This window comes from Micromonospora sp. NPDC047187, from assembly GCF_040643355.1.
GTDB classification, from domain to species: domain Bacteria; phylum Actinomycetota; class Actinomycetes; order Mycobacteriales; family Micromonosporaceae; genus Micromonospora; species Micromonospora salmantinae.
In genome coordinates, this window is sequence record NZ_JBEYUF010000008.1 from 45,719 (window position 1) to 58,708 (window position 12,990).

Annotated in this window: 9 protein-coding genes; 5 read left to right on the forward strand and 4 right to left on the reverse strand. The window is 71.8% G+C overall.

Annotation, left to right across the window (positions count from 1 at the left end; genetic code table 11):
• Nucleotides 1-73: 73 nt before the first annotated feature.
• Both ABZ794_RS15720 and ABZ794_RS15725 read right to left on the reverse strand, forming a co-directional pair.
• The gene (locus ABZ794_RS15720; RefSeq protein ID WP_007465177.1) at nucleotides 74-481 is read right to left on the reverse strand and encodes a roadblock/LC7 domain-containing protein; all 408 of its coding nucleotides are present in this window, start codon (nucleotides 479-481) and stop codon (nucleotides 74-76) included.
• Complete coding sequence (locus ABZ794_RS15725; protein WP_357516047.1) at nucleotides 478-3,660, reverse strand: nitrate- and nitrite sensing domain-containing protein; 3,183 nt, start codon at nucleotides 3,658-3,660, stop codon at nucleotides 478-480. Before ABZ794_RS15725 ends, ABZ794_RS15720 begins: the two co-directional genes overlap by 4 nt.
• Nucleotides 3,661-4,104: 444 nt before the next feature.
• On the opposite strand from ABZ794_RS15725, the gene ABZ794_RS15730 reads away from it, so the two are divergent.
• Complete coding sequence (locus tag ABZ794_RS15730; RefSeq protein ID WP_210784143.1) at nucleotides 4,105-5,283, forward strand: ABC transporter substrate-binding protein; 1,179 nt, start codon at nucleotides 4,105-4,107, stop codon at nucleotides 5,281-5,283.
• A 198-nt stretch (nucleotides 5,284-5,481) separates the two neighbouring features.
• On the opposite strand, the gene ABZ794_RS15735 is transcribed toward ABZ794_RS15730, so the two are convergent.
• Together ABZ794_RS15735 and ABZ794_RS15740 are read right to left on the reverse strand one after the other, a co-directional pair.
• Nucleotides 5,482-6,339, reverse strand: a complete 858-nt coding sequence (locus ABZ794_RS15735) for an ABC transporter permease (RefSeq protein ID WP_210784142.1) — start codon at nucleotides 6,337-6,339, stop codon at nucleotides 5,482-5,484.
• A 103-nt stretch (nucleotides 6,340-6,442) separates the two neighbouring features.
• A complete protein-coding gene (locus tag ABZ794_RS15740) occupies nucleotides 6,443-7,474 on the reverse strand; it encodes an ABC transporter substrate-binding protein (protein ID WP_210784141.1) in 1,032 nt (343 codons plus the stop codon).
• Nucleotides 7,475-7,744: 270 nt separating this feature from the next.
• Between ABZ794_RS15740 and ABZ794_RS15745 the strand changes: the two genes are divergently transcribed.
• The 4 genes from ABZ794_RS15745 (at nucleotide 7,745) to ABZ794_RS15760 (ending at nucleotide 12,942) form a co-directional block, all read left to right on the forward strand.
• Nucleotides 7,745-8,530 carry an ABC transporter ATP-binding protein gene (locus tag ABZ794_RS15745; RefSeq protein WP_210784140.1) on the forward strand — a complete coding sequence of 262 codons (786 nt, stop codon included), beginning with the start codon at nucleotides 7,745-7,747 and terminating at the stop codon, nucleotides 8,528-8,530.
• 2 nt (nucleotides 8,531-8,532) lie between these two features.
• A complete protein-coding gene (locus tag ABZ794_RS15750) occupies nucleotides 8,533-9,483 on the forward strand; it encodes an LLM class F420-dependent oxidoreductase (protein ID WP_210784139.1) in 951 nt (316 codons plus the stop codon).
• Nucleotides 9,480-9,788 (forward strand): cupin, encoded by a 309-nt coding sequence (locus ABZ794_RS15755; RefSeq protein WP_007465195.1) that lies wholly within the window; start codon nucleotides 9,480-9,482, stop codon nucleotides 9,786-9,788. Before ABZ794_RS15750 ends, ABZ794_RS15755 begins: the two co-directional genes overlap by 4 nt.
• Nucleotides 9,789-9,864: 76 nt before the next feature.
• On the forward strand, nucleotides 9,865-12,942 hold the full coding sequence (locus ABZ794_RS15760) for a hypothetical protein (RefSeq protein ID WP_357516049.1): 3,078 nt from the start codon (nucleotides 9,865-9,867) through the stop codon (nucleotides 12,940-12,942).
• Nucleotides 12,943-12,990 lie beyond the last annotated feature (48 nt).

A 12,990-nucleotide genomic window follows, 5' to 3' on the forward strand; every position in this document is an offset into this window, starting at 1 on the left:
GTCCCCTGCTGAGCCGGACTGTGCCGCCTCCCGTCCCTGGTCCGGCGCTCGAAATGAGCGCCGCCTTCCGGTGCTAAGAGCGCACCGCGTCGCGCGGCAGCGGCACCAGCGCGGCACCCACCCGCTCGACCAGCAGCGCCATCTCGTAGCCCACCTGGCCCACGTCGCAGCTGCGCGCGGCCAGCACGGCCATCGAGGAGCCGTCGCTGATCGACATCAGGAAGAGATACCCGCTGTCCATCTCGATGACTGTCTGCAACACCCCGCCCGCGCTGAACATCCGGGCCGCGCCCTCGGTCAGGCTCACCACCCCGGAGGTGATCGCGGCGAGCTGGTCCGCCCGGTCCCCCGGCAGATCCCGGGAGGACGCGAGCAGCAGCCCGTCTGCGGACACCGCCACCACGTGGGCGATGCCCGCCACGCTGTCGGCGAAGTTGGTGAGCAGCCAACCCATGTCCTGCATGGCAGCTGGCCTGTTCATCGGCTCTCCTTGGTCGAGGTGCTGTTCAGGTCCGTTCCGGCCGTCCGACCGCGCTGCACACCGCGGTGGTAGGCCGACAGCAGACCACGTACTTCATCCGGGGTCCGCCGGCTGCGGTCCCGGCCGCTCTTCGGTTCGATGCCACCCGGCACGAGCTGCTGCTGCGGCACCCGCTTGGGCAATCCGGAGCGGGTGGTCCCGGCGGGAGCCGGCTCGGCAGCCCGACTGGCCCGGGACCAGCCTTCGTCCGCCGCCGTACGCCATGCGCCCGGGTCGGGGGCGGGGGCGGGGGCGGGGGCGGGGGCGGGTGCGGGTGCGGGTGCGGGTGCGGGTGCGGCCGGAGCCGTCCGGGCGGCCGGGGGCGGGGCGTACGTCGGCGGCGCCGACGGCCGCGCCCCGAAACCGTCCATGCTGGCGCCGAGGCCGTCGGCGCCCGGGGTGGCCGTCCCGTCGGTGCCGGAGCTGCCCGGGGTACGGGTCGGCAGTTTCGGTCGGGCCGGCGACGCGGCCGGCACCGACCCGGCGCTCGGCTGGCCGCCGTTGCCGGTGCGCAGGCCGGCGTCGGCCGCTGCGGTGGTGGCGGGCGCGGGCGGCTCGTCGAAGTTGGGCCGGGTGAAGATCGCGGTGGCGTCGTCGCCGTGCGACCGGAACCAGACCGCCTCCATCTCCCGGAAGATCGGGGCCTCGGCCGGGAAGTCGGGCCGGGTGCTGACCGGTGCGGCGGGCACCGACGGAACGGCCGGCGGTGCCACAGCGCCCGGCCCGGCGACCGGCCCGACCGGGAGGCCGTGGGCGCCACGCCCATCAGCGGTCTCCGGGGTGTCCGGGGTGGTGCCACGCCGGGGCAGCGGGTCGACGGTCGGGTAGGCCACTGTCGGGCTGCCCAGCGAGGCGCCCGCGCCGTTGCTGTAGGCCGGCCGGGCCGGCGGGAGCGGGGCGGCGGGTGCGGGGGCGGCGGGGGCCGGCGGCATCGTCGAGCGCGGGCCGGTGTAGCCACCCGCCTGTACGGCCGGGGTGGTGTCCCGCGAGTCCAGCGGCGACTGCCACTGGGCGGGTGCCGGCGGGCTGGTCCGCCACTGGTCGGGCAACGTCGCCGCGGTCGTCGCGGCACCGGCGAACTGCTCGGCGTGGCCGGCCGGGGTGAGCGGCGCCTGCTCCACGGCCATCGGCTGACGCGGGCGGGTGAGCACCTGCTCGCGGCCCCGGTTGCTGGGCAGCACCACTGTGGCGGCGGGCAACGTCACCTGGGCGACGGTGCCGCCCTCGACGTTGCGGCGCAACTCGACCCGGATGCCGTAGCGGGAGGCGAGTCGGCTCACCACGGCCAGACCCATCAGTCGGAACGCGGCGACGTCCACGCTCGGTGGGGCGGCCAGCCGCCGGTTGAGCGAGTCGAGCTGGTCGTCGGTGAGGCCAAGCCCGCGGTCCTCGATCTGGATCAGCACGTAGTCGCGGATCCGGCGACCGTCGGCGACCACAGTGGTGTTCGGTGGCGAGAACCGGGTGGCGTTGTCGAGCAGCTCGGCGACGAGGCGTACCACGTCGTTGACCGCGTGCGCGGCCACCTCGATGTCGGTGTCCACGGTGCCGAACTCGATGCGGTTGTAGAGCTCCACCTCGGACTGGGCGGCGCGCAGCACATCCACCACCAGCGCGTTGTCGTGACGCGGTGCGGCGGAGTCGGCGCCGGCCAGGACCAGCAGATTCTCGTCGTTGCGGCGCATTCGAGTGGCCAGGTGGTCCAGTTCGAAAAGCTGCGCCAGCCGCTTCGGGTCCTCCTCGCCGCGCTCGATCGCGTCCAGCTCGCCGATCATCCGGTCGACCAGGGTCTGACTACGGCGGGCCAGGTTGAGGAACATCGCCGAGACGCTGGTACGCAGTGCCGCCTGCTCGGCGGCGACCCGCACCGCCTCCCGGTGTACGACGTTGAAGGCCAGCGCCACCTGACCGACCTCGTCGCGGGTGTTCAGCTGGATGGGGTCCCGGACCTGGCGGACGATCTCGTCCACCCCGCCGTCACCCACACTGCCCATGTTCTGCAGCCGCTGCACGGCGTCGGGCAGGTCGTGGTTGGCCACCGAGAGGGCACCCTCACGCAGTCGGCGCAGCGAGTGGTTGAGCGAGCGGGCCAGCACCACGGCCAGCGACACGGCGATGATCAGGGTCAGCAGCACCAGGATCGACTCGACCACTGCCTGCCGGATGACGTCCGAGCGGGCCTGGTCGGCCTGCTGGAGCAGTCGGTCCTGCAGTTGGATCTCGGCCCAGCGCATCAGGTCGTTCACGGCGCCGATCGCCGCCGTGGCGTCCTGTGCGGTGACCAGCGGGCGCTGCCCGACCGAGCGGGTGATGTCGGCGGCCACCCGGTCGGCCAGGCCGACCGCGTCGCCGGAGACGGTGCTGTCGACCAGGGCGCGCTGCACCGGGTCGGCGGCCAGCGAGAAGGCGACCAGGGCCTCCTGCTGACCCGTCAACGTTGCCACGAAGGAGGAGAACTGCTCCGAGTCGAGCTGGCCGGCCGTCAACGCGGTGAAGGCGACGGCCTGTTCCTCGGCGACGGAAGCCTTGGCGCGGGCGAAGGCGGCGACCGCGCGGCGGCTGTCCGCCAGGCTCTCGGCGCCGGGCAGCTGGGCCAGGCCGTCACCGTACGAGACCAGGTCGGTGAGAATGACTCCGTAGCGGAGCACCGCCTCGGCGACCGCCATCTGCCGGCGGTCCAGCACCTCCTGACGGGTGCCGTCCAGGGTGGCCAGGTGATCGTCGATGGCGGCCAGCCGGTCCCGCAGGGCGGCCGGCACGTCGCCGATCCGGCCCCGCTCGGCGCGGTACTCGTCCACCTGCTGCTGCGTCTGGCGGACCCGCAGGTTGTACGCGTCGGCCGGCTGCTGCGGAGCGGCCAGGTAGGCGGCCGCTGCCATTCGTTCGGCCTGGAGGTCCTGGGTGAGGGCGCTGACGTCGACGGAGAGGGCCGTCAGTGACCGGGCCCGGGTGGCGTCGAACGCGCCCTCGCCGACGGAGATCAGGCGGACCGTGGCCAGCGCGATCACCGCCGCCACCGGGACGACCAGAATCAACGCCAACTTGGACCGGATCCGGGCGTCACGCAGTCTCGGCATCCGTCGGCGCGCAGGCCGACCGCTATCGCCGAGCGTGGGCAGGGTCGTCGGTCCGGTGCTCACGACATCGCCTCCGTCGTTTCTTCCCCGCCTGAGCCGCCGAGCCATGCCGTAAGCGGAGGGGACCACGCGCGGCACGGCCGCGATTTCATCAGAGATGATCGTGTTTGGGAAGCCGCAGTGAGGTAGGAAACGGTCGGACGGAGCGCATCCCGTGATCCGGGCAACTGATACCTTCATTTCCGCAAGCCCCTGAACAGGGCATGTAACTCCAGAGTGGTCACGCGTGTATGCAAAGTGAGCTTTTGCAAACATTGCGTTACCCCAGCATGTGGGATGGCCGTCCCGAAAATGCTGCCGGGGTCCGCGCTTGACCACAGCGCCGGCCATTGGCAAGGTTTTGCAGGCTTCGCGCACACCGTACGGCAGAGGAGATCCCGTCCTCCACTGAGGACGGATTAGCGGCGGTGACCGGGCAGCGCCCGCGCCCGCACCTGGAGGACTGAGTTGAGCCCCATCCGCTCCGCGACCATCGCGGCGCTCGCATCGGCCGTAGTGGCCACCACGCTCACCGGCTGCCAGTTTGGCGAGGCGGAACAGGACACGAGTCCGATCGTGATCGCTGCCGATCTCGAACTCTCCGGCGCCGCAGCCACTGTTGGCCGGACATACCAGCGCGCCCTCAAACTCAAGGTCGATCAGTTGAACGCCTCCGGTGCACTGAACGGCCGGAAGATCGACCTGAAGGTGAAGGACAACCGTTCCGACTCGGCCGAGTCACTTCGCAACATCGTCGACTTCAGCAGCGATTCGAAGGTCAGCGCCATCATCATGGGCGGCTGCAACGAATGCGCGGTCGGAGCGGTCGGGACCATCAACGAGAAGCGGATTCCCACCATTGCGCTAGCCGCTTCCGGCGCGATCGCCGCGCCGGCCGCTGAACGGCGCTACGTGTTCAAGCTGGGCCCCAACGCCCCGGACAGCGCCGCCGCCCTGACCGCTGAGCTACGCCGCAACAACATCCGGAAGGTGGGGATGCTGGTCAGCGACGACGACTACGGCCAGGAGGGCGCGACCGCGCTCAAGAGCGAGCTGGACAAGGCCAGGATCACGCTCCGACAGCAGCGGATCAAGACCACCGACACCGACGTCAGCCAGCAGGTCCAGCAGCTCGCGTCGGGCAAGCCCGACGCGATGGTCTTCTGGACCCCGCCGGAGCAGGCGACACTGGCCGCCACCAGCGTGCAGCAGACCATCTTCCGTGGGTCGATCTACTTCGACGCGGCAGCGGCCGGGGACCTCTTCCTCGGGGCGGCGGCCAAGGCGACCGAGAAGGCCACGCTGATCTTCACGCAGACCATGGTGATCGACGACGTGATCGCGACCACGCCGGCCAAGGCGGCGCGGCGGCAGTGGTTCCAGGACTACACCGCCCGCTTCGGTGGCTACAACGGGTCCTCGTCGTTCGCCGCGGACGCCGTCCAGCTGATCGCCGACGCCGAACTGCGCGCCGGTGGTGAGATCGGGAAGGTGGACCGCAACGGCATCCGGGACGTGCTGGAGACGTCCCAGATGGACGGCCTCTCCGGCCCGATCCGCATGACGCCGGACAACCACAGCGGCCTGATGCCGCAGGCGCTCACCACGCTTGTCGCCCGCAATGGTCGTTGGCGGTTGGCGGGGTAGACGCTGGGGCCTTTCATCTGGCCGGTTCGTCGGGGTGCCGGGTGGGGGGGTGTGGCCGACCGTGCCCGGCTCCGGGCGGTCAGGCTTGATCCCTCCGCCGGGCCCGGTAGGCCACACCCTTTGTGCCAGCAGCGTCGATGGAAAGGGCCGGCCTCCTGAGTGGGAGGCCGGCCCTTCACGTTTCCTAGTTCTGCTGGGTTAGCGGCTGCTGGTGGTTTCTCGTACCCAGGGGAGGGCGAACCGCTCGATCAGCAGGAGCGCCGAGTAGAGCAGGATGCTCACCAGCGCCACCAGCATGATCGCCGCCCAGGCGGTGGCGGCGTCGCCAATGCCGGCGTACTGCGTGATGACATAGCCGAGGCCGCTCTCGCCGGCCTGGAACTCACCGATCACCGCGCCGATCGCGGCCAGTGGCATGGCCACCTTGAGCCCGACGAAGATCTGCGGCAGCGCGGCCGGGAAACGCACCTTGCGGAACGCCTGCCAGCGGGAGGCGTTCCAGGACCGCACCAGTTCGGCCAGGTCGGCCGGCGTGGTGGTCAACCCGGTCGCGGTGGAGAGCACGATCGGGAAGAAGCAGAGCAGGAACACCATGGTCAGGATCGGCTTCTGGCCCCAGCCGAGCGCCACCACCAGCAGCGGGCCCAGCGTGATCTTCGGCACCGCGTTCACCGCGACCAGCAGCGGCGTGAACATCCGCTCCACAGTGCGGGAGCTGGCCAGGGAGAGTCCGATCAGCACACCTGCGGCCACCGAGAGGGCGAAGCCGATCAGGATCTCCAGCGTGGTGTCCCAGGTGTGCTCCAGCATCTGGACGGGCTTCTCGACGAACGCGCTGAGCACGTCGCCGGGCGGCGGCAGGGCGACAGGGTGGACCAGCTCCAGCCGGGCGATCAGCCACCACGCCGCCAGCGCGACCAGGATGCCGACCGCGGGCAGCGCCGCTCCAGCCCCGGCCCGAAGACCGGCACCTCGACCCGCGCGCCCCGCGTCGGGGCCGGCACTCGGCGGCGCGGGTTCCGCCACCGCCGGGTCCGCTGACCGGACGTCGGTCATCTCTGTCCTCCTCGAAATCCCACGGCCCGCCGGGGGCCGACGAGCGACGGGGGTACGTCCCACCGGGATCGGCGGGACGTACCCCCTGCTGACGACCGGACGATCAGGCCTTCGGCGCGAGGCTGAAGTCGATGATCTGCTCGGGGGTGATGTTCTGCTTCAGCGCGCCGGCGCCCTGCAGGATGGCGATGCTCTTGGCGACCCGACCGCTGTCCAGGGTGCCGATCGCGGTGCCGGTGTTGCCGGAACGGACGTACGCGGCCATCAGCTCCAGCTCCGCGGCGGCCGAGACCGGGTTGGTGGCGTCGACGTTCTTCTTCAGGATGTCGGCGGCCTCCTTGGAGTTCGCCAGGCTGTACTCCAGGCCCTTGAGCAGCGCCGCGGTGAACTTCTTCACCATCTCGGGCTTCTCCTTGGCGATCTTCGAGGAAGTGATCAGCACGTTGCCGTAGAGGTCCTGCATCACGTTGCTGTACGGCAGCATGACGGCCTTCTTCTTGGCCACCGCCTCGATGGTCGGCTGACCGACGACGAACTGACCGATGCCGTCCACCGAGCCGGAGGCCAGCGTGCCGATCAGGTTCTGCGCCTCACCGTTGACCCAGGTCACCTTGGTCGCGTCCACCCCGGCGAGCCGGGCGTACGTCGGGAAGAGGTTGCGGACCACGGACCCGGGGGTGTCGGCGAGCTTCTTGCCCTCCAGGTCCTTCGGCGAGCTGATGTTCTTGCCCTCGACGGTGGCGATGCCCGCCATGGTGCGCTGCTGGATCGCGGCCACCGCGGTGAAGTCCTTCGCCTGGCCGTTGCCGAGCTGGAGCAGACCGCCGGTGAGGTCGATCGGGCCGAAGTCGGCCTGGCCGCCGACGACGGTCTGGATCACGCCACCGGTGCCCTGGCCAGCCTTGATCTCGACGTCGAAGCCGGCTTCCTTGAAGAAGCCCTTGTCCTTCGCCACCCAGGCGTAGGAGTCACGGCCGAAGTTACCGAACGAGGTGAGGTAGGTCACCTTCTCCAGCGTCTTGCCGTCGCCGCCCTTGGCATCGTCGGCCGAATCCGACCCGCTGCTGCAGGCGGAGACAAGGGCGAGGGCGGTGGCCAGCGCGGCCGTAGCGACCGTACGGGTCAGCCTTCTCATCAGTGCACCATGTCCTTTCCGACCGGGGCCGGCAGGCCACCGGAGGGGGTTGTCGCGACGGGCCGGCGGGAGGGGTGGAAGCCGGGCGCCGCCGTCGTGGGGGGACTCTTCGCGGGCACAGCGTACGAGAAACCCACAGTTGCGACGCCAGGCGTATCGGGTTGCGGAACGGATACAACCTGACGACCACCCCAGCCGGTGTCATACCTCAACGGAGCAGTTAGCCTTTGTCGGATTCCTGACCGTCCACTCAGCGGAGGTACGCCGGAGATGATCCGACTGTCCGGGGTGTCCCGTACCTTCGAGGGCCGGTCCGGCCGGGTGGAGGCGCTGCGCGGCATCAACCTCGACGTCGCCGAGGGCGAGTTCGTCGCCGTGCTCGGCCGCTCCGGCTGCGGCAAGTCCACACTGCTGCGGCTCATCGCCGGGCTGCTCCCGCTGAGTGCCGGTGAGATCACCGTCGCCGGTACGCCGATCGCCCGCCCCCGCCAGGACATCGCCATGCTGTTCCAGAAGCCGGCGCTGCTGCCCTGGCGCACCGTGCTGGACAACGTCCTGCTGCCCGTGGAGATCTTCGGCTGGAACCGCGCCAAGCACCGGGAGCGGGCCCGGCAACTGCTCGACGTGGCCGGGTTGGCCGGCTTCGAGAAGCGGTTGCCGCACGAACTCTCCGGCGGCATGCAGCAGCGGGTGTCGCTGTGCCGGTCGTTGATCGGTGAGCCCCGGGTGATGCTGATGGACGAGCCGTTCTCCGCGCTGGACGCGCTCACCCGCGAGGAACTCTCCGGCGAACTCCAGCGGGTGCACATGGAGAACAAGCCGACCATCGTCTTCGTCACCCACTCGATCGACGAGGCGGTGCTGCTCGCCGACCGGGTGGTCGTGCTGAGCCCCCGCCCCGGCCGGATCCGCAAGGTCGTCGACGTGACCATCCCCCGGCCCCGCACCCTGGGCCGCAACGCCCACCTGGCCGACGTCGCCCAGGTCAGCGCCGACCTGCACGAACTGCTGATGGAACGCGAACAGCCGGCCACCGCCGGCGCGGAAGGACACTGACCATGCGGGTGTCGGTCTTCACCGAGCCGAACCGTGGTGCCAGCTACGACACCCAGCTCCGGTTCGCGCGGCTGGTCGAGGCCTGCGGCTACGAGGGCTTTCTCCGCGCCGACCACTACCAGTCGATGGGCGCCGACCCGGGCCTGCCCGGCCCCACGGACGCCTGGCTGACCCTCGCCGCGCTGGCCCGGGAAACCGAGCGGATTCGACTCGGCACCCTGGTGACGTCGGCCACGTTCCGCCTGCCCGGCCCTCTCGCGGTGATGGTCGCGCAGGTCGACCAGATGAGCGGTGGCCGGGTCGACCTCGGCATCGGCGCCGGCTGGTACGAGCGTGAGCACACCTCGTACGGAATCCCGTTCCCGGCGGTCGGCGAGCGCTTCGACCGGCTGGCCGAGCAGCTCGAGGTGATCACCGGGTTGTGGGCAACCCCGCCCGGCGAGACGTACAGCTTCACCGGCGACCACTACCGGCTGGTGGACGCTCCCGCCCTGCCCAAGCCGGTGCAGGTGCCCGGCCCGCCGATCATCGTGGGCGGGCGTGGCCCCAAGCGCACACCCGAACTGGCCGCCCGGTACGCCGACGAGTTCAACATGCCGTTCAAGTCCGTGGCCGCCACCGCAGAGGCGTACGACCGAGTGCGCGAGACGTGTGAGCGCACCGGACGGACGGAGTCCGGGCGCGCCCCGTTGGTGCTGTCCGCCGGGATCGTCGTCGCCATCGGCCGGACCGACGCGGAGGCCCAGCGTCGGGCCGCGCCCCTGCACGAGAAGAGCGCGCTGCCACCGGAGGACCCGGTGGTCGGCTCCCCCGCGCAGCTCGCGCAGCGACTCGGCGAGTTCGCCGCGATCGGCACCACCCGGGTCCACCTGCGCCTGATCGACTTCGATGATCTCGACCACCTCGAGCTGATCGCCGCCGAGGTGCTGCCCCAACTGGACGGAGCACGATGACCGACGTGATCGACGGAACCGAACTCGGACCGGTGGGTCAGGAGATCGTGTACGAGAACGACCGGGTCCGGGTCTGGCACATCCGCCTCGAGCCGGGCGAGCGGCAACCGCTGCACCGGCACGACCACCCCTACCTGGTGGTGGCGATCGAGGGCGCCAAGAACGTCGTACAGACCATCGACGGCACCCGGATCGACGCCGACGAGCCCACCGGCGGGGTCGTCTACCGGGACCCGGGCGCGGTGCACATGCTGACCAATGTCGGGGATACGACTTACCTCGCACGGCTGGTCGAACTCAAGTAGACCCGCCGATGGCCACCGGCGTGCCTCGCGGCGCGCCGGTGGCGATCGGGTGTACCAGGTGCGTAACGTGCCGGACATGGCCTTTCGGACCTGGGGCAGACTGCTGCTCACGGCGCTCGGGGTGAGCGTGCTGGCCGGAGCCGGCCAGCTCGGCGTCGCGTACGGTTTCGGCATCGTCCGCCTGACCGGCGCATTCACCGGTACGACAGTCAACCAGTGGCCGGCCCAGCTCGTCTGGGTGGGCTGGTTCGCCGCGAACGCAGCCGTCGCCGGCGCCGTCCTGACCGGACGCCTCGCTCGCCGCGACGCCCCGGCGGCCGGCACCGGCCGGCAGTTGGCCGTCGGCGGCGCGGCAGCGCTCGGCGCCACAGTCATCGCCCCGCTCTGCATGCAGCCCGCCCGCGCCGCGGAGCTGATCTCCGTTGACCCGGTCTGGGCGGTGGGCATCTGCGCCATGGTCGGTGCGGTGATCGGGGCGGGCGCGGCGATCGCCGTCCTGTTCCGGCCCGAGCTGGGATGGAACATGGCGGCCGTGGCCGGCGTGGTCTGGCTGCTGGCGCTGATCTCCGTCCTGCCGTCGCTCGGCACGGCCGGCCCACTGCCGACCGTCCGGCTCGGCGTACTGGAGCCGAGCTGGCTCGACGACGCCGCCGCACAACGGCTGGCGCTGCTCCTGCTGCCCATCGTGGCGCTGCTGGCCGGCGCGGCGACCGCCGGGCTGGCTCGCTGGCGGGGCCAGGCTCCACTGGTCAGCGGGGCCACCGGGCTGGCCGGTCCGGTGCTGGTGGCGTTCGCCTACCTGACCGCCGGTCCGGGTGACGCGGTGGACCGCTACCAGACCGCCCCCTACTACGGCTCGTTGATCGCGATCCTCGCCGGAGCGCTCGGCGCGGCCGCCGCCGCGCTGCTGCGCTGGCCGACGGGCACTCGTACCGCCGATCCGCAGGCGATCGAGCCCACCGCCATCCTGCGCCCGCTGCCCGCCGGCCCGGCACTGCCCGGCGCGGCGAACGACCGGGACAGCGCGGCGAACGACCGGGACAGCGCCGAGCGCACCGACACGGAGACGACAAACGCCGAGCTGGCCACCAGCACGAAGCCCGCCGGCGTCGTTGCGGGTCCGGGGGCGACGGGCGACCCCGATGCCGTACGCACCGTCCCGGCCCACTGGGACTGGCCGGAGACCACCGCGAGCGGACAGCACGGCCCGGGCCCCGCCACTGCGACTCCTGCCGCACCGACTCCCGCCGCTCCCACTCAGCCCGCCGCCTGGCTGACCGCGCCGACCGGTGAGTTCACCGCCGCAGGGCAGACGCCCCCGCGCCAGGATGAGGTCCTGGCCACTACCGAGCCCTCCGCCGGCACCGACGTCAGCATCGTCACCGGTGTCACCGCGACCGGCACAACGGCCGGCACCACGGCCGGACGCGCCGACGCCGCGACCCCGACGGGCGGCCGCGCGGTCGACGAGCCGACCGGCAGCACCGCGACGGACACGACCGGCAGCACCGCGACGGACACGAGCGGCAGCACCGCGACGGACACGAGCGGCAGCACCGCGACGGACACGAGCGGCAGCACCGCGACGGACACGAGCGGCAGCGCGGCGACCAGCGGCAGGCCGACCGGTGGGCGCCTCACCCGCAAGTCCGCCGCCACCCCGAGTGGCACCGGCGCACCCGGTTCCGGCACGACCGGCACGGAGGCGAGCAGCGCGGGCACGGCCGACCACGGCACGCCCGAGGCGCCGCTGACGATCAAGCCGCGACGCGGCCGTAAGTCGAAAGCCAACCCGGACGCCACCGCCTCCGACGTGGCTGACGACACGTCCCCTGCCGGTTCGGCAACCACCAGCGAGACGACCACTCGCGGGACTACCACCGACGCAACCACCAGCGAGACGACCACCGGCCGCGCCGCGAAGGGCACCCGGCCGGGCAGTTCCGCCGACAGCACCGCCTCCGACGCGGCCACCGACGCTCCGGCACCCAGCCGGGGAAGCCCGGGTGAGCGGTCAAGTTCGACCTCCGAGGTCACCTCGGCTGCTGCCTCTGGCACGGCAGCAGCCCGGACCACCGCTACCGGCGCGAAGCGAGCACCCGCCACCGGCTCGAAGCGAGCACCGGCCGCCTCGACGACCGCCAAAACCGGCGCGACACAGGTGCCCGCCAGCCCGGAGTCCCCCACCACGTCAACCGTCGCCACCCAGACCCCGACCACCGGAGCCGGAGCCGGGACGACACCAGCACCGGCCACCGCAACCGGCGCGACGCGAGCAGCGGCGGCGGCGAGCACCGCGGCCGGCCAGGTTGGCGCGGAAGCCAACCCGCTCGCCCCGAGGGCCGACACGGGCAGCAAGGTAGCACCGGCCGACATGACCTCCCCGACCAGCGATTCCGCAACAGCCGAGGCTCGTGACACCGACAGCGCGCGGCCCACCGCCGAGGACGTTCCCGCCGCCGGGTTGTTCGGGGCAACCGCCGCCAATGACCCGGACACGGACCGGTGGACGCCCGCACCGTCGGCCTGGCCGGTCACCTCGACGTGGACGGTGCCACCGCAAGCCTCCGAGCCGGAGGCGACGGCATCGGATGGGTCGAGCAGGCCCGACGCGCCGACCGGGCCGACGCCCAGGTCCCGGCATCGGGCACCATTACCGGATCTGAGCAGGGCCGGCACCTGGAACGCGTTCGACACCTCGCGGCGCCGCGGGTCGGCGGAATCGCAGGACAGCTCGACGGCACGGACAGGGCCGACCGAAGCCGGCGAGACGACCACTCCGGTCGGAAACCCGGCTCCGACGGAGTTCCCGGGCACGGTGGGCGCGCCCTCCGGTGCCGCCGCCACCAGCGACAGCGCCGCCGGTACCGGCGATCTGACGCCTACCGACACCACGTCGGCAACGCCGACGGGTCCGAAGGTGGCAGAGCAGCCCTCCCGGCGAGGGCGGCTCGGGGGGCTGTTCCGCCGCAACCGGTCCCACGCCGACGAGGAGAGCCCGAAGACGTCGGACGAAGCCGAGCCGCTGGCGTCCCAGGACGAGGAATTCGTCGACTGGGTCGCCGGTCTGAGCAAGCCGGTGTCGGACAACGAGCCCGAGCAGGAGAACGGCCGCCGGTCGTTGCGCTCCACCGGTCGACACCACCGCGAATGACCCACCGCGACTGACTCCACCACCCAGCGCACCGACACACCCGACCGG